Raw genomic sequence first — 24,768 nt, 5'->3', positions numbered from 1 at the left:
TATATTTATATCTCACTTTATTTTAATATTTCTTTGGATAACATATTATCTAAAAATTTTAGACAGGATAAATTAGATGAATGAAGCAAAATACATCTGGATGGATGGAGAATTTGTTGAGTGGAAAGATGCAAAAGTTCATATTTTAACTCATACATTACATTATGGTAATGGAATATTTGAGGGAACTAAAGCCTATAGAACTCATGATGGAAGATGTGCAATATTCAGATTAGATGAACATACAAAAAGACTTTATAACTCTGCTAAGATGTTACTTTTGGATATACCTTTTTCAATTGAAGAGATGAAAAAAGCTCAAGTTGAATTATTACAAAAAAATGAATTATTTAATGGTGCATACATTAGACCTCTTGTATATTTAGGATATGGGGTTATGGGAATTTATCATAAAAAATGCCCAGTAAACGCTAGTATTGCTGCTTGGGAATGGGGAGCATATTTAGGTGAAGAGGGAATGAAAAATGGAGTAAGAGTAAAAATTAGTTCATTTAACAAACCTTCAAATAACTCAACTATGGGTAAAGCTAAAGCTTCTGCAAACTACTTAAACTCTCAAATGGCAAAATTTGAAGCGGTTGAAGCTGGATATGATGAAGCTCTTTTAAAAGATACTGATGGATATATAGCAGAAGCTAGTGGTGAGTGTCTATTTATAATTAGAGATGGTGTAGTAATTACTCCACCAAATGATAACTCTCTTGAATCTATTACTCAATCAACAGTAATTGAACTTGCAAAAGATTTAGGTTATGAAGTTGTAAGAAAAAGAGTAACAAGAGAAGAGATCTATATTGCTGATGAAGCATTTTTTACAGGTACTGCAGCTGAAGTTACACCAATTAGAGATGTTGATAGCAGAATTATTGGATGTGGTTCAAGAGGTCCTATCACTGAAAAACTTCAAAGTGCATACTTTGATGTAGTTCAAGGAAAGAATGAAAAGTATACTAAATACTTAACATATATAAACTAAAAAAGGGAATATTATGCCAATTGATAACGACTATTTTAAAAACAGGCAACAACAGAATAAAAATAGCGGGAATTCAAACGGAGACGGTGGTTATCAACCACCTTTTGAACCACCAGAATTTTTTAAAAATTTTGGTAAAAAAGCAGGAGTTATATATGTAATTATTATTGTAATTGCACTTCTGTTTATTTTTAAACCATTTATGACAATTGAGTCAGGTAATGTTGGGATTAAACAAACATTAGGAAAATATGATGATCAACCATTAAATCCTGGTTTTCACTTTATAATTCCAGGATACCAAAAAGTTACTGTAGTGGATACAAAAGTTAGACTTATGAACTATGCTTCAGTTGAGACAAGTACTGGGTTTGACCAAAGTATTAGAAGTAATCCTGCAATCAATATCCTTGATTCAAGAGGACTTCCTGTATCTATTGAGTTAACTGTTCAATATAGATTAACAGCAAGTGGAGCACCTCTTACTATTGCAACTTGGGGACCAACATGGGAAGATAAAATTGTTGACCCTGTTGTAAGAAATATTGTAAGAAATGTAGTTGGTGGATATAACGCTGAAGAGTTACCAACAAAAAGAAATGAAATTGCAACTCAAATTGAAAATGGTATTAGAACAAAAATTGAAGACTTAGAAGATAAACCTGTTTCAATAGAATCTGTTCAATTAAGAGAGATTGTTCTTCCTCAAAAAATCAAAGAACAAATTGAGAGAGTTCAAATAGCAAATCAAGAAGCTCAAAGAGTTAGATACGAAGTTGAAAGAGCGAAACAAGAAGCAGAGAAAAAAGCAGCCCTAGCAAAAGGGGAAGCTGATAAAAATAGAATTGAAGCACAAGGTAGAGCAGATGCTGTAACTATTGAAGCTAAAGCACAAGCAAAAGCTAACCAAGAGATTGCGGCATCGTTAACTTCTAAACTTCTTGATATGCAACAAATTCAAGTTCAAGGTAAGTTTAACGAAGCACTTAGAGAAAATAAAGATGCAAAAATCTTCTTAACTCCTGGTGGTTCTACTCCAAATATTTGGGTTGATACAAAAGATAATAAAAGAGATACTACAATAAATCAATAAGAGTATTTAACTCTTATTGATTGTCTTCGCTCTTCTTAAAAAACAAGGCAATATAATGGAAAGTTTAGAATCAATAGATTGGGAAAAAATGAATGGGTTAATCCCTGTAATAACCCAAGACTCTAGTAGTAACGAAGTATTAATGCTTGCATATATGAATAAAGATGCTTTAGAGTTATCTTTAAAAACTAAATATGCTCACTACTTTAGTAGAAGTAAACAAAGACTTTGGAAAAAAGGTGAAAGCTCTGGACATACCCAAGAGATTGAAAATATTCTAATCGATTGTGATAATGACACTCTTCTTTTAAAAGTAAAACAAAATGGAGTTGCTTGTCATACAGGGCGAAAATCTTGTTTTTTTACTAATTTAGAAACAAAAGAAGAGACTTCTAAAATTGAAGTTGATACATCATTAGCTTATGGAATAGTTGATACTTTGTATCATGTTATTCAAGATAGAAAAAATGATAATCCAGATATTTCATATACTGCAAAACTTTTAAAAGGAAAACAAAACTCTATGCTTAAGAAGATTGTTGAAGAAGCAGGAGAGTTCACCTTTGCAATTAAAGACAATGATGAAAATGAAGCTGTTTATGAAGCTGCTGATATTGCATATCACGTTTTAGTTGCCCTTGCATCTAAAAATATTAGTCCTGATAGAGTTAAACAAGAACTTGCTAGAAGGTTTGGTATTTCTGGTATTGAAGAGAAAAACTCAAGAACAGAGAAGTAAAGGTAACTTTTTTATTTACCCCTACTTAAAATATTTTTTAAAGTTTTTTCTCTCTTCTTTTTCTTTTTCTTTCAATTTTTCTCATAGTTCCATTTACAGTTTGAACTGTAAGTGCTGTTGTAAGCAGTGCTGCTAATGGTAATAATAATGGCATTTTGAATCCTTATTGATATTAATTATTAAAATTGTACACTATACTTTATTAAAAGTAACTGATAACTATTATCAATATACAATTACTATTCCTTTTAAGTTAAAAAAAGCTTTTGTGAATTATTCTTGAGTTTCTTCGCAGCAGTTATCACATAAACCATATATTATCATGCTATGGTCATTTAGGACATATCCATTTTTTTCTGCAATTTTTATTTGATTTAATTCAATAATATCATCACTAAATTCAATGATTTTATTACAAGAGGTGCAGATTAGATGATCATGATGTTTTTTATTAAACTTAAACTCATATCTTCTTGTTCCATCTCCAATATTTAGTATTTCAACTAACTTCATCTCTTCAAAAAAGTTAAGACTTCTATATACAGTTGCTATTCCAATATCAATATTAAACTCTTTTTGAATTTTGTCAGTTATCTCTTCTGCACTTAAATGATGTTCACTATAGTACAAAACTTTTAGAATGTAGTCTTTTTGAATGGTGTTTTTAAAACCTTGTTTGCTTATATGCCCTTTGTAATTTTTAATAAAAATATCAAATTGCTTGTCCTCTAATTTCCCCATTTAGTTCAATCCAACACAGCAAATCGCGACAGATAGAAGTAATGTAAATGCATACACTTTAGGTAGATTTCTATTAATCTTCATATTTGTTTTATAAAACATTGAAGACTCAAAACTATTTTTTTTCTCTTTTACAACCATATCAAGGTTCCTTAATAATGAATATCAAAATTATACTCATAGGAAACTTAATGTAAATTGAATGATAATTATTATCATATTTATAATAAGATTTATTAAAAAATCTTAGAGTTATGAAAAATTTGAAGAAATGTTAGGGAAAAGATAAATAAAAAGAGATAATTATCTCTTTTTATTTTTTAGTGTCCACATCCACAGCTCCCGCTGTCATTAGAACTTTTTTGACCACTTGCTGCAGTTGAACAAGCAGATACACCAGGAGGTGTTGTAGGTTGAATTTCAGCATTTGATGCACTTGCACTTACTTTATCAATAAATTCAATAAGTTTATTAGCTGATTGCATATATCTTTTTGCAGATTCTGACTCAGGATTACAGTAAACTACAGGTTTCCCTGAATCTCCACCTTCTCTAATAGCTGGTTCAATTGGAAGATTTCCTAAAACTTGAGTATCGTATTGTTCTGCTAATGCATCACAAGTTCCCATCCCAAAAATATCAGACTCTTCTCCACATTTAGGGCAAATAAATCCACTCATATTTTCAACTATTCCACCAATTGGAATATGTAGTTTTTTAAACATATCCAAACTTCTTCTACTGTCATCTAGTGCCACATGTTGAGGAGTAGTTACATTTATACCACATGTTACAGGTACACTTTGAGCTATTGTTAATTGTGCATCACCAGTACCTGGAGGCATATCAATAAATAAAATATCTAACTCTTCCCAAAGAATATCTCTTAAAAGTTGTTGAACTGCTTTCATAATCATAGCACCTCTCCAAATAAGAGCCTGCCCCTCTTCCATTAATGAACCCATAGACATAACATCTACTCCATAGGCACTAAAAGGTTTAGCTTTATTTCCAACAATTTCAACCTCTTTTCCATTAATTCCCATCATTCTAGGAATATTTGGACCATAGATATCTGCATCTAAAATACCAACTCTTTTACCTTGCATTGCTGCTGCAACTGCTAAGTTAACTGTTGTAGTTGATTTACCAACTCCACCTTTACCAGAACTAACCATTACAAAGTTTTTGATTTGTGGAGCAATATTTTGTCCACTTACACTATTACTTTGTTGTTTTGGTGCTTCTGGTTTAGTAATTTTAATTTCAATATTTGATACTCCAGCATTTGAAAGTACTACTGTAATATCTTTTTTTAATTGTTCTTCAACTTCAGGAGCACTTGATGTAATGTCTACTAAGATTAATGCGCTATTATCTCCAACTTGTACATCTTTTACAAATCCAAAATCAATAATAGATTTTTGAAATCCTGGGTATAAAACTTTTTTTAATTCCTCTTTTATATCAGCTACTGTTGCCATATATTTTCCTTATATTCAGAGATTTTTCGTATTATATGTAAAATAGGATAATTTTTGTCTTAATTATACTATCTAAAGTGGGAAAGTGAAAACTTTCCCTTTACTTTGAAATTTTATCCTAAATTGATTAAAAAGTTTAAATTTGAATTAAACAGCTTGAGCTATCTCTGCTCCATGTTTATCCACAATTTTTTGTGTAATTTTATATGAACAAAATTTTGGTCCGCACATAGAACAAAACTCTGCTTCTTTAAATACATCTTGAGGTAGAGTTTCATCATGATACTCTTTTGCTCTTTCTGGATCTAAACATAGTTCAAATTGTTTATTCCAATCAAAAGCATATCTTGCATCAGACATTTCATCATCAATATCTCTTGCGCCTTTTCTTCCTCTTGCAATATCTGCACTATGCGCTGCAATTTTATATGCAATAATTCCTTCTCTAACATCATTTGCATTTGGCAAACCTAAATGTTCTTTTGGTGTAACGTAACATAACATTGATGCTCCATGCCATCCACCAACAGCTGCACCAATTGCAGAAGAGATATGATCATATCCAGCAGCAATATCAGTTGTAAGAGGTCCTAAAATATAAAAAGGAGCTTCATGACAATACTCTCTTTCAAGTTTCATATTTCTCTCTATTTGGTTTAAAGGAACATGTCCTGGACCCTCTATCATAACTTGAACATCTTTTTCCCAAGCTCTTAATGTAAGTTCACCTAAAACTTTTAGTTCTGAAAGTTGTGCTTCATCTGAAGCATCAAAAAGGCATCCTGGTCTTAATGAATCTCCTAAAGATAAAGAGACGTCATATTTTCTACAAATATCTAAAATGTCATCATAAGCATCATAAAATGGATTCTCTTTGTGGTAATGCATCATCCATGCAGCCATTAATGACCCACCTCTACTTACAATTCCCATTTTTCTTTTTGCAATATGTGGCATAAATCTTAAAAGAAATCCTGCATGGATTGTAAAATATGAAACCCCTTGCTGAGCTTGTTTTTCTAAAACTTTAAGCATACTCTCTATTGTCAAATCTTCAATTTTATCATGGCAATCGTGCAAAATCTGATACATAGGTACTGTACCAATTGGCACAGTTGAGTGTTCTACAACAGCTCTTCTAATTGAATCTAAATCCCCGCCTGTGCTTAAATCCATAATTGTATCTGCCCCATGTTTTAAACATACATCAACTTTTTCTATTTCACCTTGAATATCTGAAGCTAATGCCGAAGAACCTATGTTTGCATTTATCTTACAAGAAGATGCAATACCTATTGCCATAGGTTTCAAATGTTTATGGTTAACATTAGCTGGAATTATTAATCTTCCTCTAGCTATTTCACTTCTAACTAGCTCAGGGTCAAGATTTTCTACTTTTGCTACATACTCCATATCAGGGGTTATAATTCCCTGTTTTGCGTAGTACATCTGTGTTCTTACTTTATCATCTTTATGATTATCAAGCCAGTCTCTCATATAATATCCCTATAAAAATTTTCTTGATTATAGCAAATTTAGTTTATATAAACTTAATTATCCTTACTAAATTTATTTTATAATTTTTGCTTGTTTCTTATTATAACTAATATTATAAACATTAGTTTTTAAATAATAATCAGAATTATAATGGAAAAAATTTCTCTTAGTTTCTATTTGTTACAGATGAGTATAAAGAATTAATTGATATTATATAAAAATTAAAGTCGTTTGAAATAGGAAATTAGATGAAGAAACTTATTATCGAAAAGATTGATTCATTACCACCACTTCCAAAGAGTGTTCTAGAGTTAGAAGAGTTTAGAAAAATGCCTAATCAAGAACCTTTAGATTTGCTAAAGATTATTGAGAAGGATCCTTTAATCATTACAACTGTTTTAAGAGTTGCAAACTCTGCGATGTTTGGCTTTGTAAGTGAAGTTGAGACTCCTAGTCGAGCAATTTCATTACTTGGAGTTAATTTTACTATATCAATCGCGCTTGGAACTGTAATTCAAAGCCTTATAAATACAAATTTAGACGCATATAATGTCACCACTGATGATTTTATATTCTCTTCAAATTTGGCTTCTTCTTTAGTAAATAGTTGGGTTTCAAAAATTAGCTTTGATTTAAAAGAGGAGCTTTTATTACCTGCTTTTTTACAAGAAGTTGGTAAATTTGTAATATCTGAAATCATTGATGAAACTGGAAGAAAAGAGGATTTTAGAAGTAGACTTGACATAAGTAGAAATATTTCAACAGTAGAAAAAGAGTTTCTTGGATATACATGTGCAAGAATCACAGCTAATATATTTAAACATTGGAACTTAAGCCACAATCTAATTTTTACAATTGGTTTTGTAGAAGATTTAGAAAATTGTCCAAAAGAGTACTTACAAAAAGTAAAAATTTTAGAGATTATAAAAATTTTATGTGATATGAGAAGTCCTCTATCTGATCAGAATATACAAAGAGCACTTAATAAAGCCAATGAATATGGTATTGACGCTGAATTATTACTACAATCAATAGACACCATTAAATTTAAACTAGAAAATAGTCTTTAAGCTTTCATAAGTTACATTAAAGTATAATATGTAACTTTTTTACTCAAAGGTGTCTAGTGTCAGATATTACATTAATTGTGCTAAGTGCTGGAAACTCCTCAAGATTCCAACTGACGGCAAAGAAACAATGGCTTAGAGTTGATAATACTCCATTGTGGTTATTTGTTACAAATAGATTAAAAGATTTTTATCCCTTTCAAAATGTTATTATTACCTCACATCCTGATGAATTAGAGTATATGAAAAATTTTACAGATGATTTTGTATTTGTAGAAGGTGGAAATAGTAGACAAGAGTCTATGAAAAATGCCCTAAAAAAAGTTACAACTAAATATGTAATGGTAACAGATGTAGCAAGAGTTTGTATTCCAAAAAAAGTTATTGAGGATTTGATTGCTTCAAAAGATGATGCTGATTGCATAGTACCTACATTAAGTGTTAGCGATACAGTAGTCTATGAAAGTAACACAATTAACAGAGAAGAAGTAAAACTAATCCAAACACCTCAACTATCAAAAAGTGATACTTTAAGAAAAGCCTTAGAGACAACTGTTGAGTTTACTGATGATAGTTCAGCTATTAAAGCGATTGGTGGTTCTATTAAATATATAGAAGGAGATATTGCAAGTAAAAAGTTGACTATAAATAGTGATATTTCTGAAATTACTTGTTTAAAACCCCCTTCAAATAACTTCTTTACTGGAACTGGTTTTGATATTCACCCTTTTGAAGAGAATAAAAAAATGTTTTTAGGTGGAGTAAATATTGATGTACATTATGGGTTTAAAGCTCATAGTGATGGAGATGTACTTATCCATTCATTAATTGATGCTTTATTAGGTGCAGTAGGCGCTGGAGATATTGGTGAGTTTTTCCCTGACACAAGTGAAAAATATAAAAATATTGATTCAAAAATTCTACTTAATAATATAGTTGAATTTATCTGCAATGTTGGTTATGAAATAGTAAATATTGACCTAACAATAATTGCTCAAAAACCAAAAATCAATCCATATAAACAAGAGATTAAAGCAACTATTGCAAAATTGTTAAATCTTGAAAAGCAATTTGTTAATATTAAAGCAACAACTGCTGAAAAATTGGGATTTATTGGTAGAGAAGAAGGTGTTGCAGTACAAAGTATTGCCACATTAAAATACTATGATTGGACGAAAAAATGAATATATTAATAATTGAAAGTGAAATCTACTTGGCACAGAAAGTTGTATCAAGATTGTTAGATGATGGACATAATTGTGATTTTGTTGAGTCTCCAAATATTGAGAATTTGACAAAAGATTATGACATTATTCTATTATCAACTTCACTTCCAGGACCTTTGTGCAAAACAATTATTAGAAGATATAGTGACTCTATTATTATTCTTTTAGTTTCATATATCTCAGATGAAACTGTAACTGACCCAATAAAAGAGGGTGCAAAAGATTATATAATGAAACCTTTTATAATGGATGAATTGGTTAGAAAAATATATCACTATAGAGAGTGCAGATCATTAAGAAAAGAGTTACAAACATTAAGGGATTATCAAAGTTTTCAATTTTTGAATGTTGATACTTCAGGTGCGGTTTTACCAACAACTTTTCCTCTGCTTATAGAAACAAATTCACAAATAAGTGCAGATAAATTAGCTTTTGATTTATCAAGAAAACTTGATTTACAAATAAAATTTATCTCTCTTAGTAGTGATAATTGGCAAAAACAAGTTAATGAAAGATTTAATGGGATGCTTTATCTAACTGATTATCATGCTTTGAAGAAAAGCTCAAAAGATAATTTAATTAGAGTAATAGAAGATAAAAAAGCTATATTGGTCTCTTTGGAGAGTGAAGATGAGTTTCCTTTTACAAAAATTGAGTTCCAAAAAAATGAACAAATAATCCCTACTAATAGTATTATGACAATCAATGATTATGTAAAAATGATTGTTGTTTCATATCAAGGTAAATATCCAGATACTGAGCTTTCTAAAAAACTGGGAATCTCAAGAAAATCACTCTGGGAAAAAAGAAAAAAATTAGGAATTGAGAAAAAAAATAAATGAGAAAACTTTTTTTAACACTCTTTTATAGTGGTCTTAGTCCAAAAGCTCCTGGAACTGTAGGCTCATTTGTAGCTTTAATTTTAGGTATGTTTTTAATTAAATATATTCCTGAATCAACACTTTTTCTTTTGGCATTTTTAATAAGCGTAATTGCTGCAAAAGAGATTGATAAGTATGAAAAAGAGGTTGGTGTGCACGATGGTAAAGAGATTGTTATAGATGAACTTGCAGGTATGTGGATAGCTCTTTCTATATGTGGAATCAATCAAGAAAATTTTTATATTCTTAGTGCACTTGCATTTGTATTTTTTAGAGTTTTTGATATTTGGAAACCCTCTATTATTGGGAAAATAGATAGAGAAGTAAAAGGTGGCTGGGGAGTAATGGGAGATGATATAGTTGCTGGATTTGCTGGTGGAGTTGCAGCAGCAGGAGTTTATCAACTTTTAGTATATTTTGTTTTATAGTGAATTATTTTCTTTTATTCACTATAAAAACCCCTATAAAAATCAAAACTGTCCCTAAACAATCAATTAAATCAATATCTTCACCTATAAAAAAATATCCTATTATCAATGCTACAACAGGTGGTAAATATGTTGTAGAAGCTGCTGTAACTGCTCCTAAATGTTCTATTATATAATAATATAAAACAAAAGCCAATCCTGTACCAAGTAATCCTAAGCCAACTACTGTTCCTAAAAACACATGTGTACTTGTTGTTATATTAGAGATACCTTCCCACTTTGTTACAACAAGAAGCGTTAAAAGTGCAAAACCCAACTGATAGGTAGTTAAAGCTGAAAAATGGATTTTTAAAGGCATTACAAATTTTTTTGCATAAACAAAAGAGGAACCCACTATCAAAGAACCTAAAATAATATCCATTATACCTTCTAGGTTTGATTCAAAAATATTTGCTTCAAAAGGTTTTGCAATTAGTATTACACCTAATATACCAACTAAGATTCCAACTATTCTTTTATCAAACTTTTCATCTTTTAGAAATACCACAGCTAATATAAAAGCAAATAGAGGAATCGAACCACTTAAGGCTCCTGTTACTCCGGATAAGAGTAAAGAAGTTGCTTTTACAAAAAAATAATAATATACAGTTGTACCAAGTAAAGACATTACAAAAAAATGAAAACTGTATTTTAAATGTTCAATTTTTATAGCTTTTTTGTAATATGCATAAACTAATACAGGGATAAAGCCAAATAGAACTCTTAAAAATACTACTTGAAGTGGAGTTATCAACTCACTAGCCCATTTCATATAGATAAAATTACTTCCCCAAATTATTCCAAGAAGTAAAAATATGATAATGGCATTTTTTTTGTTTTCCATAATTCTCTTTATATATAAAATCGAATTTTGATTTTATATAATATGTGATAAAGATTTAGTTATATCTTTTAGGTATTTTAAATTTTAAAGAATTTATATTTTATATATTACTATTTATATCTATTTTCACTTTATAAGAAAGATTCCTTTATAATATAATCTTTACTTAATAAGAAAGGATTAATAAAATGACTATTACAAAAAGAGTTACATTTATAGCAAAAGAGGGATGTGAAGATATTATGAAAGATCTTTTAACTGCTATGGTAGAACCAAGCAAAGCTGAACCTGGAGTGATTTTTTATAATATTTTTCAATGCACTGAAAATAGAAGAAAGTTTTATGCTGTTGAGTCTTGGGCTAACCAAGAGGCTTTAGCAGGACATGCAAAAACAGAGCACTATGCAGTTTATAAATCAACTTATGAGCAGTACTGTGAAGATAAATATACTGAGCATTTAGAGATTTTAGGTTAATTATGCAAAATCTGTGGAATCAAGAAAAAGCATCATCTCTTAAAACTGATTTAGAGTTTAGAGTATATACATCAAATCTTTTAGGACAAAGTGATGAGCTAGTTCTACATGGCGGTGGTAACACTTCTGTAAAATCAAAAGTTGATGGAGAAGATATTCTTTATGTAAAAGGAAGTGGCTGGGATTTAGTAAGTATAAAAGAGGAAGGATTTGCCCCTGTAAAACTTGATGTACTAAAAGAGATGGCTAAGTTAAAGACTCTTAGTGATTCTGATATGGTTAGTCAACAAAAAGCTGCTATGATAGACAAAAGTGCTCCTAATCCATCAGTTGAAGCAATTCTACATGCCATTATTCCATATAAATTTGTAGATCATACCCATGCTGATGCAGTGGTTACTATCTCAAATAGTAAAACAGGAATAGAAAATATAAAAAAAATCTTCCCAAATTTCCTAATAGTTCCTTATGTAATGCCTGGATTTATTTTGGCTAAAAAGATTTATGAGATGTGCAAAGATATCAATTGGGAAAGTTGTGAGGGGATAATCTTACACAATCATGGGATTTTTACCTTTGATGATGATGCAAAAAAATCTTATGACAAAATGATTGCTGCTGTTAGTTTAGCGGAAGAGTTTTTGGAAAAAAATGCGAGTTTAAAAATAGAAAAATTTATGCCAAGATTTGAGGTAAACTTAGAAGAGCTTCAAAAAATATTATCACAAGAAAAAGGGTATGAAGTATCTTTAAAAATAAATCAATCTGCCTTATCTTTACACTATGCAAGTCAAAATAACCTAAACGCCTTTGCCACAAGAGGAGTTCTAACACCTGAGCATATTATTAGAACAAAAAGAGAACCACTTATTTTAGAAGATAAAGATATTCAAAAAGCAATAGATAGATATAAAAAGAGCTATATAGAGTATTTTAATAAGTTTGCAAAAGATGAAGTTATGTTAAATCCAAGTCCAAACTGGATAGTAGTAAAAAACTACGGAACTATAACCATTGGAAAAACTGAAAAAGAGGCAAATATTATTGATGATATTATAACCCATACTATGAATGCAGTCTTAAAAGCAGATAAGCTTGGTGGATATGAAAGTATTAGTCTAAAAGATAGCTTTGAGATGGAGTATTGGGAACTAGAACAGGCAAAACTGAAAAAGTAGTAATTTATGAAGTCCCTTTTAAAATGGGACATTTTAAAAGGAATTCAATGCAATATTTAATGGCAATTGATGCAGGGACAGGAAGTATAAGAGCTGTTATTTTTGATACAAAAGGTAAGCAAATCTCATCTTTTCAAGAGGAGTGGACGCACCTAGAAGAAAACGGCATAGCAAATAGTATGAGCTTTGACTTTGAGACAAACTGGCAATTAACAAAAAAATGTATTAAAACTGCTATAGATAAAGCATCAATTAACCCTGAAGATATCTTAGCTGTTAGTGCCACAAGTATGAGAGAAGCTATAGCTTTATATGATAAAGATGGGAATGAACTTTGGGGTGTTGCAAATGTTGATGCAAGAGCCTACAAAGAAGTAAAATATCTAAAAACCTCTTTTGAAAATATTGAAGAGAAGTTTTATAAAACCTCTGGACAGACCTTTGCCCTTGGTGCACTTCCTAGAATCTTATGGCTTAAAAACAATAAACCTGAACTTTATGAAAAAGTTACAACTATCTCTATGATAGGGGACTGGATATTAGCAAAACTTTCAGGTGTAATAGCAACTGACCCTAGTAACGCAGGAACAACTGGAATCTTCTCACTAAAAAATAGAGTTTGGGATAGCTCTATGGCAAAAGAGATTGGAATAAAAGATGATATCTTCTGTCCTTGTTATGAGGTTGGAACAGTAATTGGAAATGTTACACAAAAAGCAAGCCATGAGACCACATTAAGTGTAAATACAAAAGTTGTAACAGGTGGTGGAGATGTACAGCTGGGAAGTGCTGGACTTGGAGTTGTGGAAGTTGGACAAGTTGCCATCTTAGGTGGCTCTTTTTGGCAACAAATAGTAAATATCCCAAGTGACATTTTACCACCAAAAGATATGAGCCTTAGAATCAATCCCCATGTTATCCCAGAGCAATCCCAAGCAGAGTGTATCACTTTCTTTTGTGGTCTTATAATGAGATGGTTTAGAGATGCCTTTTGTGATTTGGAAAAAATTGAAGCAAAAAAACAAAATAAAGATCCCTATGAGATTCTAGAAGAGAATGCAAAAGATGTACCAGTAGGCTCATATGGAATTATGCCAATATTTAGTGATACTATGAATTATGGTAAATGGTACCATGCAAGCCCAAGTTTTATAAACCTAAACCTTAATCCAAATATTTGCAATAAAGCTTCAATGTTTAAAGCCTTGCAAGAGAATGCTTGTATAGTTAGTGCCATAAACTTAGAAAAAGTAAAAAACTTTACAAAAAGTGAATTTGATACAATAGTATTTGCAGGAGGCGCTAGTAAAGGAAAACTTTGGTGCCAAACCCTAGCAGATGTAACAGGGTGTAAAATCAAAATACCAAAAGTAACAGAAGCCACAGCCTTGGGAGCAGTAATGAGTGCAGCAGTTGGCGCAGGAATATATAAAGACCTTAAAAGTGCCGCAAAAGAGCTTGTAGTATGGGATAAAGAGTATTTACCGAATATGGAAAATAAAAAGCTATATGATGAGATAAAAGAGAAATGGCAAGAGGTGTATAAAAAGCAGTTGGAACTTGTGGATCAAGGATTAGCTACTTCTATGTGGAAAGCACCAGGACTTTAATTAATAATATAACAATCTGCAATATTTTTATATATAAACTAATTTGTTTGATATAGTTTTAAAAACTATAAGGACTCTTATGGAAGAAGATTTTGATAGATGGAATAGGATAAAAAAAGATACTCATAAGAAAATAAATAGTGTAGGTTTTAAACAGCGTGAAATTTTTTGGTTAAGACTTGGACAAAATATTGGTAATGAAGAGTATGGCAAAGGAAATGAATTTCAAAGACCTGTCTTAATTGTAAGAAAATTAACAAAGGATATTTTTGTTGGCTTACCTTTAACGAGCACCTTAAAAGAGAATGATTATTTTCATCAGTTTTCGTATAATACAAAAAAAGGCTTAGTAGAAAATTCTGCTATGATTCTTCAATTAAAAACATTTGATAAAAATAGACTAATGACAAGAATTGGAATGATAAATAAAATAGATTTTGCGAAAATAAATGAAAAAATTTCTAGATTGTTTATCCCGTCTAAAGACTAGACGGGGCTGCCCGTAGGCGAATTATGTTGTATTATACCAATATAATTAAATTAAATCAAGTTTTTGTATTAGTCCAATACATATGGCACTGAGGATTAGTATTTAAAAGGTATTATATATGGTTACGTTTAAAATGAGCCGATAAATTTCCCGCAGGGTAATTTATTGGCTCCACTGATTTGTTATGAGTCCTTACTTCTTAAATATCTCAATTAATTCTTGAGGCACACCATAAGAAGCTGAAAAATAATCCTCTACACCTTCTTTTACAAACTTTTCAAATGCTTCATAATACCACTCAGAATCATTAGCCTCTTTTCCAAATTCTTCATAAACAATAACATTATAAAATTCTTTATTAGGCCAAGGTTCAATGCCATAAATATTTATATTAAACATTTTTACCCTTTCTAATACTTTTTGAAAATCAGATTTTGAAAAATATCTTATTGTATCTGCATCAAATCCGTCATTTAAATCTTCTAAATCATAAAATATATGCTGATCTAAAAATAAATCATCATCTGATTTTTCGGCTAATCCCATAGTTGAAATTAGTTCTTGTCTATGTTGAACATACTTTGTACTATCCCTAAAATCTGCATATTTTTTATCAATTAAAAATAAAGGTATATTACAATCCTCAATTAAACAAGGAAGTACAACAACTTGTTTCCCATAAATCTCTTTATTTAAAGCAATATTAACTTCTTTTTTGACCCATTCTGATTCACAAGAAGCTTTTGACAGTAGTACGATGACAAAATCTGTTTCAGATAATCCTTCTGAAATTTTTTCAATTAATGAATCACCAATTTTAATTTCAGCTTCATCAATCCATACCTTCGCCCCATACTGCCTTAAATCATTTCCTAGTCTTCTAGCAAATGGTTTATTAACAGAGGAATGACTTAAAAAAACACCTGCCATATATCATATTCCTTTCTAATCATAACGTTTAAAATGAGCTGATGAATTGCCCGCAGGGTAATTTATTGGCTCCACTGTTTTGTTAGTCTTTATCTTGCTTTTTATGAATTATTTTTAGTTGTTGTATTAATTGTGGTTTCAAGTTCTTTAAATTTATCTTGTATTTCAATATCACTTAGTTTTCCACTTACCCATGTTCTCCAGATTTTGACTAATGAACTTTTTAAATTTCTTGGATAACATATACTATCATTATCTAATATTTTAAATAAAGCATCTGAACCCAAATCTTTACTCCATATGTAATTTTCTTCTGAATCAAATTCACATGTTGCTTTTCTTGCACTCATTGAAATGGTCATAATATTCTCTTCTAAAACAATTTTATACTCATCAGTATGTCCCCATCTTGGACTAAATAAATCAATTTTTACTGTTGTTGTCATTTTTTGTTCCTTTTGTATAGACTAACGTTTGTCGTGAGCGATAATTTCCCCGCTAGGGTAAATTATTGCGTTCCTCGTACTTGTTATACATTTACCATTACCCAACTTTGAAATCTACTGAGTTGTTATTAAATAGTATTCCAAAACGTTTTGTAGATTTATTCCAGCCTAAAGTATAAGATTCTAACATTCTTTTTAGTTCTTTTCTAGTTGAAGTATCTAAACTTATTAAAACGTACATCATAAATAATTGAGCATCTTCTATTTCTTTTATTGCAACATTTGAGTTTTCAGTTGCTAGAGAAAGATTCAATATATCTTCTTGAAAGCTAGAGAACTTTTTAAATAATGGCATATTTTTAATAAAACCTATTTCTCCATATTTTAAACTTTTAATATTAAAATTACCATGCAGTAAATCATTTCTCTTATTAAATATTGTATGGATGGATTTACATATATCACCTTCCCAATCAATAGGATAAATAAATCCAATACATTTTTCGTGAAGTTTTTGTATTTTAATATGAATTTGTTCTCTTATATATTCCTCAAATTTATCTCTATCATCTTTTATCTCTTGTTTTGCAAGAATTTGAATTGTAAAATTTAAAAAAGTCTCAATATAAACAGGAACTAAGCATTTAAGAGCATAACTTTTTGCAGATAATTCTTCTGTTAATTGAGCCCATTTTGAAAATTCTTCCAAAGACAATTCTGTGCCATCAACATGAGAATGTTTAAAGTCTGGTATTTCGCTTACAAGATTTTCAATTTCATCTATAAAAATATTGATTTGCTTTTGTACTTTTGCAAAAGGATTGACTATCATTTCCCAATTTTCAATTATTTTACGTGTTTTTGTAGCTTCTGCTTTATAATTTTGAATATCTTCTATTAATTGTTTTAGAAATGATATACATTCATCTTGTGATGATACTAAGTTAGTAGGCATAAAAACTTCTATTCTATATGTTGTACACATTATTTGAATAATGCTATCGTTATATTCAAAAATATAATGCCAGTGAAACATTTGGTCGCTATCTTCTTCTCTAAATAGAGATAATAATCCATTAGGTTTTCCAAAACGAGCAAAGAGATATAAATATAAATTGTAAGCATTTATTTCTTTACTTATTTTATAATTTTCAACATTATCTTTTTTTGCTTTTGAAGATTTGATTAACTCAATATTATCTTCAATGCTTGGTGCTTTTATTTCTTTAATAATTTCTGTAAAGTTTTTCAAGTTTCTTCTTTTCTCTATAACTACTTATTAATAATACATTATATATAAATAATATATAAAAACATCTAATATTTTAACAATAAAAATGTAAAGATATTAACTCAATTAAGCCTTAATTAGTCTAAATTCAATAAAATATAAAATTATATCAAGGAATATGCAATTATTTATGTTGGATTATCAAGGTATATCCTTGATATCTTATTATTTTGTATGACTATCGGATGAAAATCTTGATAGTTTAACAAAATGATAAATATATTATGTTGTATTATTGTAAAACTATTATCAATATATTTAAGTGTAACTAAACTTTTACTATATATTATTCTCTCTTACCAACTTTCTTTTATGAAAAAGAAAGTAAGAAAGAAACCATCCCACAAAGTTTCGAAGGTGAAACTGCCCTCGTTTATTCTTTCTCTTTTCTGTTTTTCAAAACTCGCTAAAACATAAATTAGTTATATTTTTGACGCTCAAACAGTTGAAAAACTTTTTCGAAAAGAGAAATAAACACTCGGCTTCTCAAATGTGGGAGAGTGGAAATTGACCTTTGCTTTTTTAATACCATTTTATTTTAATTGGTGTGATACTCAATTTATATTTTGTAATTCGTTGTTAAGTTTACTGTTTTGAGTTTTTACAATATCAAAAACAGCTAGTTATGTTTAGATTCAAGGCAAATGGTGGATTTTAGTGAGGAGCATACTAGAAGTATGTGACGAGTTATTTTAGATTTTTAACGCCGAGATTCGGCAAAAAAAGTGAACTATTTCACTATTTTTGCGAATTCGCCGAAAATATATTTTGACTCATGCGGTCCCGGACTAGCCTCAGGGTGATGTTGTACTGAGAAAATAGGTTTATTTTTATATTTGACACCCTCAATAGTGTTGTCAAATAGATTTATATGTGTTATATCTGCAATTTCTACTATATTATCAGGTACATTATAGTTATGATTTTGCGCTGTTATCTCAACTATTTTTGTATCAGAATTTGCAACAGGATGGTTTCCACCGTGTTGTCCAAATTTTAGTTTATATGTATCAAACCCATGAGCAATTGAAAGCATTTGGTGTCCTAAACAAATAGCAAAAATAGGGATATTTTTATCTATAAGTTTTTGAAGTTGAGCTTTCTCTTGGGTTAATGTTAGAGGATCTCCTGGTCCATTTGAAAGGAAAATTCCTCCAATCTCTCCAGCTTCATATCTAGCTATTAGATCTTCTGCTTTAAAAGAAGCTGGTACAACTTCTACTTCAAGTCCTGCTTCAACAAGCTCATTTAAGATATTTCTTTTAATACCAAAATCTATTGCAATAACTTTTTTATCACTCATCATTGCTTTTTTATATGCCATTTTTTGATGATCCCATGCACCATATTTATGTACATAAGGCTCTTTTGTAGTAACCTCTTTTATATAATTGATATCTTCAATTCTAGGGCTATCTTTTAGCATTTTTGCCAATTCATCTTTGTTTGAGATTTCTGTTGAAGCTATCATCATCATAGCCCCTTCATCTCTTATCATTTTTGTTAAATATCTAGTATCAATATTACAAATTCCAAGAACATTGTTATCTTTTAATAATGAAGCTAAATCATTTTCACCTCTAAAACTAGAGTATTCATGGTGATAATTTCTTACAAACACACCTTTACAGTGAGCTTTTGAACTCTCCATATCATTTTTATTTACTCCCACATTTCCAATCTCTGGCATTGTAAAAGTGATAAATTGTCCTGCATAACTTGGATCTGTTATAATCTCTTGATACCCTGTTAAAGAAGTATTAAATACAATCTCACCAACAGAAGTTCCCGTTGCACCAAAAGACTCCGCCTCTAAATATGTACCATTTTCGATATAAATCCATACTTTTTGCATATTACATCAATCCTCTTTTAATTAGTTCTTCCTCATATAGTCTATGATATACAATATCATATTCATCAGTACCTGGTATCAACTTTCTTTTATAGTGTTTTATTTTTTCCATAACTGCATCATCAGCTTTTTCAAAACCTTTTAAGAATTCACTTATTGAAGCAAAAATTACGTTTTTTACTTGATTATCTGAACAAGTATAGTGAATATAATCCTCTTCCCATAAATAATCTAAAATTCTATGTGCAATGTCAGAAAATCTATCTTCATTATTTAAAATTACACCAAAGTCATTAGCCATTCTCTTTTTAGTTAGCCAAAATAACTGTCTATAGTCGGCATTATAAAACTCAATATTCTCTTCTTGTCCCTCTAAAATCTCACTTACTTTTTCGTCTAATGCATACTCATTTTCAATGTCTTCATCAAGAATTTTTTCAATTTCATCTGTAATTTCATCTTTTGTTCTTCTAATCTCTACAAAAGAGCAATTTGCTAAATCTCTTGAAATTCTTCTTGAAACATATGGTGTATGATGTAACTTCATTCTCATGCGCTTATCCCCTAATAATAGTATCTTCTCTCTCTGGTGATGTCGAAATAATACCCACTTTCACACCAGTTAACTCTTCAATTTTATTGATATATTTCTTTGCATTTTCTGGAAGTGCTTCAAACTCTCTACATCCAACTACACTGTCCCAACCTTCAAACTCTTCATAAACAGGTTTTACACCCTCTAAGTTTGATGGCATATAATCTATTTTTTCACCATCTATCTCATATGCTACGCATATTTTTACCCTTGGAAATCCATCTAGAACATCAAGTTTCATTAAAGATAGTTGGTCACACCCATTTAGCCTTGCAGCATGTTTAACTGCAATAGCATCAAACCAACCACATCTTCTTGCTCTACCTGTTGTTACTCCAACCTCTTTTCCAATTTGGGCAATTTTTTGTCCCTCTTCTGTAAAATCTTCTGAAGGGAAAGGTCCATTTCCTACTCTTGTTGTATATGCTTTTACAATTCCAGTTACAATTCCAATATCTTTTGGATTAATTCCAAGACCTGTACAAGCCCCTGCACTAACACAAGATGACGAAGTCACATAAGGATATGTTCCATGGTCAATATCCAAAAGAGTACCTTGAGCTCCCTCTAATAAAATTTTTTTATCTTGATCAATTGCTTCCCAAATCATTTTTGTGGTATTTGCAATATATGGTTCTAACTTATCTTTATAAGATTTTAGAGTTGCAAAAAGCTCACTTTTTGTTGGTGTTGCAATTTTTAAAACATCAAATATAGCTCTGTTTTCTTCAAAATAAGCAATAATATCGTTTGTAAGTTTTTCTGGATTTAGAAGTTCACCAACTCTAAAACCTGTTCTACTTATCTTCTCTGCATAAGCTGGTCCAATACCTTTTCCAGTTGTTCCTATTGCTTTGTCACCTTTTAGTCTCTCTTTTGCTTGGTCAATTTGTGCATGATACTCTAAATTTAAGTGTGCTTTATCTGAGATAAAAAGTCTTCCCTCTAGATGTTCAAATTGTTCCATCTCTTTTATAATTGATTCAGGAGATAAAACAACTCCATTACCTATGATATTTATGGCTTTTGGATTTAAAACTCCAGAAGGGATAAGGTGAAGTGCGTATCTTACTCCATCTACCCAAATAGTATGACCTGCATTGTGCCCACCTTGGCTTCTACAAACAATATCATAGTTTTGGGCAAGCATGTCAACCATCTTACCTTTTCCTTCATCTCCCCATTGAATACCAACAATTAAATCAGCTTTACTCATTTTCCTCAATCCTCTAATATTTTTAATAAACTATCTGTATAAAGTGCAAATCCCAAAGAACTAATCCCTTCAGAACTATATTTTCCACCTTTGCATATTACATAATTATCTTGTATTACTCTGTAGTATACATCATCATAATACTTTAAACTTCCATGATAAAGTGGTGCAATTACAAGGTTTTTATATGATACTGCTTTAGCTGAAGCCAATAATTTTTCCAGCTCTTTTTTAATAACAGCAGGTACCAACTCTATACTTTTTTGCAAATCGTCTATATCTTTTACTTTGATTAACTCATTAAGCCAATCAATTTTTAAACTCAAAAGTTTTGCTATCTCACCTTTTTTAAAAAGTTCAATATCCACATCTACCTCTTTTGCCACAAGCTTTGGTATATTGATATTTGACAGTTGTAAAATTGGATCAATCTCTAATAACTCTAGAATATCTCCAGTTAAATTTAAAATATCAACGATATTATCATGGCAAATCCATTCACAACCTATTTGATACTCTTCAGATGAAGGATAAGTAAAGATAGGTTGAACATAAAACCATTTTTTATGGTCTGTTGCTCTTCCTAATCTTTTAGTAATAATTCTTACCACATCAAGTGTTGAGTCAGCTCTTAAAGATACTTGTTCATTTTGCTCATCAGAAAACTTTATTAGTTTTCTTTCATTTGCAATTGATTGGTGTTGCGAGTATGAAAAATTTGGAGAGACTATCTCTTCAAACCCTCTTTGATCTAAAAGGGTACTTATTTTATACTCTAACTCTCTTTTAGCTTTTGCAGATTTACCAAAATATAATCTACTACCTTTTGGTATTTCGTGTTCAAATATCATTACTTCCCTTTAAACATATTCTCTGAGAATACCTTGTTTGCCGTTCCATCAAATGTTCTTAGTCCTAACTCATCCATAGCTAATTCAACAGCATTTACTGCCCATGAAGCTTCAAAATCCGCTACAAGTCCCATATGATTGATTCTAAAAATTAAATTTTTAATATCATCTTGTCCACCAGCAATATTTGCATTATATTTCGTTTTTAATATTTTTCTAATTGCTGCTGCATGTTCACTGTAGATTGTTGTCATTGCATCTGCTGGTACTTTTGGATAAATTTCACAACCAATAGCTTTTAAAGCCTCTCTTGTTGCTTTTGCTCTAGCTGCTGTATCCTCATACAATTTTTCAAATCCACCATTCTCTTTTAAATGAACCAAAACAGCTTTAAGTCCAATAATTAGAGTTGTAGCTGCTGTCCATGCTGTTGTATTTGTTCTTTGTTTTTTAATCTCAGTTGCTAGGTTAAAGTAAAAACCTCTTGATTTTTTCTCAATTTTTGCAACTGCACTATTTGATAATCCAATAATTGCAAGTCCTGGAGGAAGCATTAAAGCTTTTTGGCTTCCAGTAATAACTGCATCTAAGTTTGTTGCATCAATTTTTTCAACTCCAATTGCAGTGATACCATCAGCAATAATAGAGATATTTGGATTAATTTTTTTAACCTCTTTTGCAATCTCTTCTACAGGGTGTCTTAATCCCCCTGCACTCTCACATAGTTGAATAAATATTGCATCAATATCTTTATCTTTTTTTACTATTTCAACTACTTCTTCAACACTAACTGGTGTGTTCCATTCATGTTTTATCTCAATAAAATCTATATCAAAAGCTTTGCAGATTTTTCCAAATCTTTCACCAAATTTTCCTGAATTGATTGTAAGGGCTTTTTTATGAGTAAGATTGGTTACACATGCTTCCATAGCACCTGAACCGCTTGAAGCTAGCATAACTACTTCATCCATTCCATATAATTCAAACAATAGTTCTCTTGTTTGCTCAAAAATCTTTTCAAACTCTGGTGTTCTATGATGGATAGTCTCATCCGCCATAGCTTTTCTAACAAATTCTGGTACAGGAGTCGGTCCTGGTGTTAAAAGCATTTGTATTTCCTCTAATTTATAAAATTCTTTTACCGTAAAGCGTGATATTTTATCTAAATTAATATTATGAAGAGGTTAAGCATTTAGTCTAAAATTGCGTGTTGACAAAATATGATTTTTTGGTTAAAATTATCTATATTTTATTACTTTTTTACATAAGTAATAGATAAATACTATTATATAAGGACTAACATGGCAAAAACATTAAAAGAGAAAAAGGTTGCAAAAATAGCTAAAAAAGCTGCTACAAAAGTTGCAAAAAAGAAAGACGTAAAAAAAGTTGCTAAAAAAGTTACAAAGAAAATAGTAAAACTGAAACTATCTAAACCTAAAAAAGCAAAAGCAGTTGCAAAAAAGATTGCAAAAAAAGCTGCATAAATTTTAAATTGGCAGTATTTTTTTACTGCCAAAACTTCAATTTTTATCAATTTTGATACACAAAATGAGAAATATTTATCCCTAAAAAAGAATTTTAAAAAAATTTTCAAATTTTTTTAGTGCCATATTTTGGGCTTTTTCTAAGTTTTTTATTACTAATTAGTAATTTAATCAATTTTACCCCTTGACATTTATTACTAATTAGTATTATAATTTCATCCAAGGAGTTAAGATGAATAGAAAAAGTCTAATCAGTTATGGTGAGAAAACAGATAAAGCTATGAAATCTTGGGTTCAAGTTTCAAAAACTTTTAATCGTTTTTTTGCACAAGAACTTAAATACTTTTCTGAACATGATTTAACTTTCATTCAATTTAAAGTATTGGAAGTTCTTTACCACAGAGGTGATTTAAATATAGGAGCAATAACTAAATTAACACTTAGTACTCCAGGTAATATCACTGTAGTTGTAAAGAATTTAAAAAAAGGTGGGTGGATAACTTCAATTGTTGACCCTAATGATAAGAGAGCAAGTATATTATCAATAACAGAAAAAGGAAAAGAGAAAATGAAATCACTTTTTCCTCAACATGCCCAAAATATTCTTTCATATATGGGTGTTTTAGATGAAGATGAACTTGATACTCTTTACGACTTACTTAGGAAAATTTATAAATCATAAAATTTTTCTAGTATAGTACTAATTAGTAATTTAAAAAAAGGAATAAAATGAAATTAATTAAAACAGGAATAGCTTCAACGCTTGCAGCATCTGCACTATTTGCAGGAACATACAATGTGGATACAGCACACTCACATGTTGGGTTTAAAGTAAAACACTTAATGATCTCTAATGTATCAGGTAAATTTAATAAATTTGATGGTTCATTTGAATATGACGAAAAAAGTGGAAAAATTACAGCACTTAATGGTGTAGTAGATGCATCATCTATTAACACTGAAGATCAAAAAAGAGATGGTCACCTAAAATCTGCTGATTTTTTTGATGTAGCTAAATATCCAAATATCACATTTAAAGTATCAAAAGTTGATGATGATAAAGCATATGGAAAACTTACAATTAAAGATGTAACAAAAGATGTAGTGTTTGATGTAGAGACAACTGGAACAGCAACTGATCCTTGGGGAAATAAAAGAGTTGGTCTTGAAATTTCTGGAAAAATCAATAGAGAAGACTTTGGATTAACTTGGAATCAAGCTTTAGAAGCAGGTGGAGTTTTAGTTGGAGAAACAATTAAAATAAATGCTGAGCTTGAAGGTGTTTTAGCAAAATAAGTATGGAGAAA

27 protein-coding genes are annotated in these 24,768 nt (G+C 30.2%); 14 read left to right on the top strand and 13 right to left on the bottom strand.

Annotated features, from left to right (window positions below):
• The first annotated feature begins 76 nt into the window (after positions 1 to 76).
• From AEBR_RS01315 to hisIE, 3 genes are read left to right on the top strand one after another with little or no spacing between them, the layout of a single operon-like run.
• Positions 77 to 997, top strand: a complete 921-nt coding sequence (locus AEBR_RS01315; protein ID WP_129086126.1) for a branched-chain amino acid transaminase — start codon at positions 77 to 79, stop codon at positions 995 to 997.
• 13 nt (positions 998 to 1,010) lie between these two features.
• The gene (locus AEBR_RS01310; RefSeq protein WP_129086125.1) at positions 1,011 to 2,090 is read left to right on the top strand and encodes an SPFH domain-containing protein; all 1,080 of its coding nucleotides are present in this window, start codon (positions 1,011 to 1,013) and stop codon (positions 2,088 to 2,090) included.
• A gap of 55 nt (positions 2,091 to 2,145) precedes the next feature.
• Positions 2,146 to 2,829: a bifunctional phosphoribosyl-AMP cyclohydrolase/phosphoribosyl-ATP diphosphatase HisIE gene (gene hisIE / locus AEBR_RS01305; RefSeq protein ID WP_129086124.1), complete on the top strand. Its 684-nt coding sequence runs from the start codon at positions 2,146 to 2,148 to the stop codon at positions 2,827 to 2,829.
• 273 nt (positions 2,830 to 3,102) lie between these two features.
• On the opposite strand, the gene AEBR_RS01300 is transcribed toward hisIE, so the two are convergent.
• The 4 genes from AEBR_RS01300 to thiC form a co-directional block, all read right to left on the bottom strand.
• Positions 3,103 to 3,570: a Fur family transcriptional regulator gene (locus tag AEBR_RS01300; protein WP_129086123.1), complete on the bottom strand. Its 468-nt coding sequence runs from the start codon at positions 3,568 to 3,570 to the stop codon at positions 3,103 to 3,105.
• Positions 3,571 to 3,711: a hypothetical protein gene (locus AEBR_RS01295; RefSeq protein WP_164969434.1), complete on the bottom strand. Its 141-nt coding sequence runs from the start codon at positions 3,709 to 3,711 to the stop codon at positions 3,571 to 3,573.
• A gap of 179 nt (positions 3,712 to 3,890) precedes the next feature.
• Positions 3,891 to 5,054, bottom strand: coding sequence for an Mrp/NBP35 family ATP-binding protein (locus AEBR_RS01290; RefSeq protein ID WP_128981414.1), 1,164 nt, complete (start codon positions 5,052 to 5,054; stop codon positions 3,891 to 3,893).
• 147 nt (positions 5,055 to 5,201) lie between these two features.
• A complete protein-coding gene (gene thiC / locus AEBR_RS01285; protein WP_129086122.1) occupies positions 5,202 to 6,551 on the bottom strand; it encodes a phosphomethylpyrimidine synthase ThiC in 1,350 nt (449 codons plus the stop codon).
• Positions 6,552 to 6,799: 248 nt separating this feature from the next.
• Between thiC and AEBR_RS01280 the strand changes: the two genes are divergently transcribed.
• From AEBR_RS01280 to AEBR_RS01265, 4 genes are read left to right on the top strand one after another with little or no spacing between them, the layout of a single operon-like run.
• Positions 6,800 to 7,621: an HDOD domain-containing protein gene (locus tag AEBR_RS01280; RefSeq protein WP_128981418.1), complete on the top strand. Its 822-nt coding sequence runs from the start codon at positions 6,800 to 6,802 to the stop codon at positions 7,619 to 7,621.
• A 56-nt stretch (positions 7,622 to 7,677) separates the two neighbouring features.
• On the top strand, positions 7,678 to 8,802 hold the full coding sequence (locus tag AEBR_RS01275; RefSeq protein WP_129086121.1) for a bifunctional 2-C-methyl-D-erythritol 4-phosphate cytidylyltransferase/2-C-methyl-D-erythritol 2,4-cyclodiphosphate synthase: 1,125 nt from the start codon (positions 7,678 to 7,680) through the stop codon (positions 8,800 to 8,802).
• Positions 8,799 to 9,686 (top strand): DNA-binding transcriptional response regulator, encoded by an 888-nt coding sequence (locus AEBR_RS01270; RefSeq protein ID WP_129086120.1) that lies wholly within the window; start codon positions 8,799 to 8,801, stop codon positions 9,684 to 9,686. Before AEBR_RS01275 ends, AEBR_RS01270 begins: the two co-directional genes overlap by 4 nt.
• Positions 9,683 to 10,153 carry a phosphatidylglycerophosphatase A family protein gene (locus AEBR_RS01265; RefSeq protein ID WP_129086119.1) on the top strand — a complete coding sequence of 157 codons (471 nt, stop codon included), beginning with the start codon at positions 9,683 to 9,685 and terminating at the stop codon, positions 10,151 to 10,153. The genes AEBR_RS01270 and AEBR_RS01265 overlap by 4 nt, the downstream gene beginning before the upstream one ends.
• Before the next feature lie 4 nt (positions 10,154 to 10,157).
• Here AEBR_RS01265 and AEBR_RS01260 read toward each other — a convergent pair whose 3' ends face one another.
• Positions 10,158 to 11,036 (bottom strand): DMT family transporter, encoded by an 879-nt coding sequence (locus AEBR_RS01260; RefSeq protein WP_129086118.1) that lies wholly within the window; start codon positions 11,034 to 11,036, stop codon positions 10,158 to 10,160.
• Between the two features lie 188 nt (positions 11,037 to 11,224).
• On the opposite strand from AEBR_RS01260, the gene AEBR_RS01255 reads away from it, so the two are divergent.
• The 4 genes from AEBR_RS01255 to AEBR_RS01240 all read left to right on the top strand — a co-directional run bounded on the left by AEBR_RS01255 (position 11,225) and on the right by AEBR_RS01240 (position 14,790).
• Entirely contained in the window at positions 11,225 to 11,512 is a 288-nt protein-coding gene (locus tag AEBR_RS01255; RefSeq protein WP_129086117.1) for a putative quinol monooxygenase, read from the top strand.
• A gap of 2 nt (positions 11,513 to 11,514) precedes the next feature.
• A complete protein-coding gene (locus AEBR_RS01250) occupies positions 11,515 to 12,690 on the top strand; it encodes a class II aldolase/adducin family protein (protein ID WP_129086116.1) in 1,176 nt (391 codons plus the stop codon).
• Between the two features lie 47 nt (positions 12,691 to 12,737).
• A complete protein-coding gene (lsrK, locus tag AEBR_RS01245; protein WP_129086115.1) occupies positions 12,738 to 14,300 on the top strand; it encodes an autoinducer-2 kinase in 1,563 nt (520 codons plus the stop codon).
• Positions 14,301 to 14,379: 79 nt separating this feature from the next.
• A complete protein-coding gene (locus AEBR_RS01240) occupies positions 14,380 to 14,790 on the top strand; it encodes a type II toxin-antitoxin system PemK/MazF family toxin (RefSeq protein ID WP_129086114.1) in 411 nt (136 codons plus the stop codon).
• A 192-nt stretch (positions 14,791 to 14,982) separates the two neighbouring features.
• Here AEBR_RS01240 and AEBR_RS01235 read toward each other — a convergent pair whose 3' ends face one another.
• The 8 genes from AEBR_RS01235 to AEBR_RS01200 form a co-directional block, all read right to left on the bottom strand.
• The gene (locus AEBR_RS01235; RefSeq protein ID WP_129086113.1) at positions 14,983 to 15,720 is read right to left on the bottom strand and encodes a toll/interleukin-1 receptor domain-containing protein; all 738 of its coding nucleotides are present in this window, start codon (positions 15,718 to 15,720) and stop codon (positions 14,983 to 14,985) included.
• A gap of 101 nt (positions 15,721 to 15,821) precedes the next feature.
• A complete protein-coding gene (locus tag AEBR_RS01230) occupies positions 15,822 to 16,166 on the bottom strand; it encodes a hypothetical protein (protein ID WP_129086112.1) in 345 nt (114 codons plus the stop codon).
• Positions 16,167 to 16,263: 97 nt separating this feature from the next.
• A complete protein-coding gene (locus AEBR_RS01225) occupies positions 16,264 to 17,418 on the bottom strand; it encodes a hypothetical protein (RefSeq protein WP_129086111.1) in 1,155 nt (384 codons plus the stop codon).
• A 769-nt stretch (positions 17,419 to 18,187) separates the two neighbouring features.
• Complete coding sequence (gene carA, locus AEBR_RS01220) at positions 18,188 to 19,312, bottom strand: glutamine-hydrolyzing carbamoyl-phosphate synthase small subunit (protein WP_129086110.1); 1,125 nt, start codon at positions 19,310 to 19,312, stop codon at positions 18,188 to 18,190.
• Between the two features lies 1 nt (position 19,313).
• Positions 19,314 to 19,865, bottom strand: coding sequence for a DUF507 family protein (locus tag AEBR_RS01215; protein ID WP_129086109.1), 552 nt, complete (start codon positions 19,863 to 19,865; stop codon positions 19,314 to 19,316).
• A 4-nt stretch (positions 19,866 to 19,869) separates the two neighbouring features.
• Positions 19,870 to 21,123 carry an adenylosuccinate synthase gene (locus AEBR_RS01210; protein WP_129086108.1) on the bottom strand — a complete coding sequence of 418 codons (1,254 nt, stop codon included), beginning with the start codon at positions 21,121 to 21,123 and terminating at the stop codon, positions 19,870 to 19,872.
• 5 nt (positions 21,124 to 21,128) lie between these two features.
• Complete coding sequence (locus AEBR_RS01205; protein WP_128981448.1) at positions 21,129 to 21,974, bottom strand: ATP phosphoribosyltransferase regulatory subunit; 846 nt, start codon at positions 21,972 to 21,974, stop codon at positions 21,129 to 21,131.
• Positions 21,974 to 23,083: a pyridoxal-phosphate-dependent aminotransferase family protein gene (locus tag AEBR_RS01200; protein WP_129086107.1), complete on the bottom strand. Its 1,110-nt coding sequence runs from the start codon at positions 23,081 to 23,083 to the stop codon at positions 21,974 to 21,976. Before AEBR_RS01200 ends, AEBR_RS01205 begins: the two co-directional genes overlap by 1 nt.
• A 192-nt stretch (positions 23,084 to 23,275) precedes the next feature.
• Here AEBR_RS01200 and AEBR_RS01195 point away from each other — a divergent pair, with 192 nt between their 5' ends.
• From AEBR_RS01195 to AEBR_RS01185, 3 genes are all read left to right on the top strand, one after another.
• Positions 23,276 to 23,461: a hypothetical protein gene (locus tag AEBR_RS01195; RefSeq protein ID WP_128981452.1), complete on the top strand. Its 186-nt coding sequence runs from the start codon at positions 23,276 to 23,278 to the stop codon at positions 23,459 to 23,461.
• Positions 23,462 to 23,693: 232 nt separating this feature from the next.
• The gene (locus tag AEBR_RS01190; RefSeq protein ID WP_129086106.1) at positions 23,694 to 24,143 is read left to right on the top strand and encodes a MarR family winged helix-turn-helix transcriptional regulator; all 450 of its coding nucleotides are present in this window, start codon (positions 23,694 to 23,696) and stop codon (positions 24,141 to 24,143) included.
• Between the two features lie 47 nt (positions 24,144 to 24,190).
• Entirely contained in the window at positions 24,191 to 24,757 is a 567-nt protein-coding gene (locus AEBR_RS01185) for a YceI family protein (protein ID WP_129086105.1), read from the top strand.
• The last annotated feature ends 11 nt before the right edge of the window (positions 24,758 to 24,768 follow it).

Source organism: Halarcobacter ebronensis, assembly GCF_013201825.1.
Classification (GTDB): Bacteria; Campylobacterota; Campylobacteria; order Campylobacterales; family Arcobacteraceae; genus Halarcobacter; species Halarcobacter ebronensis.
Note: the sequence above shows the minus strand (reverse complement) of the source record. Positions and strands in the feature narration are given on the sequence as shown.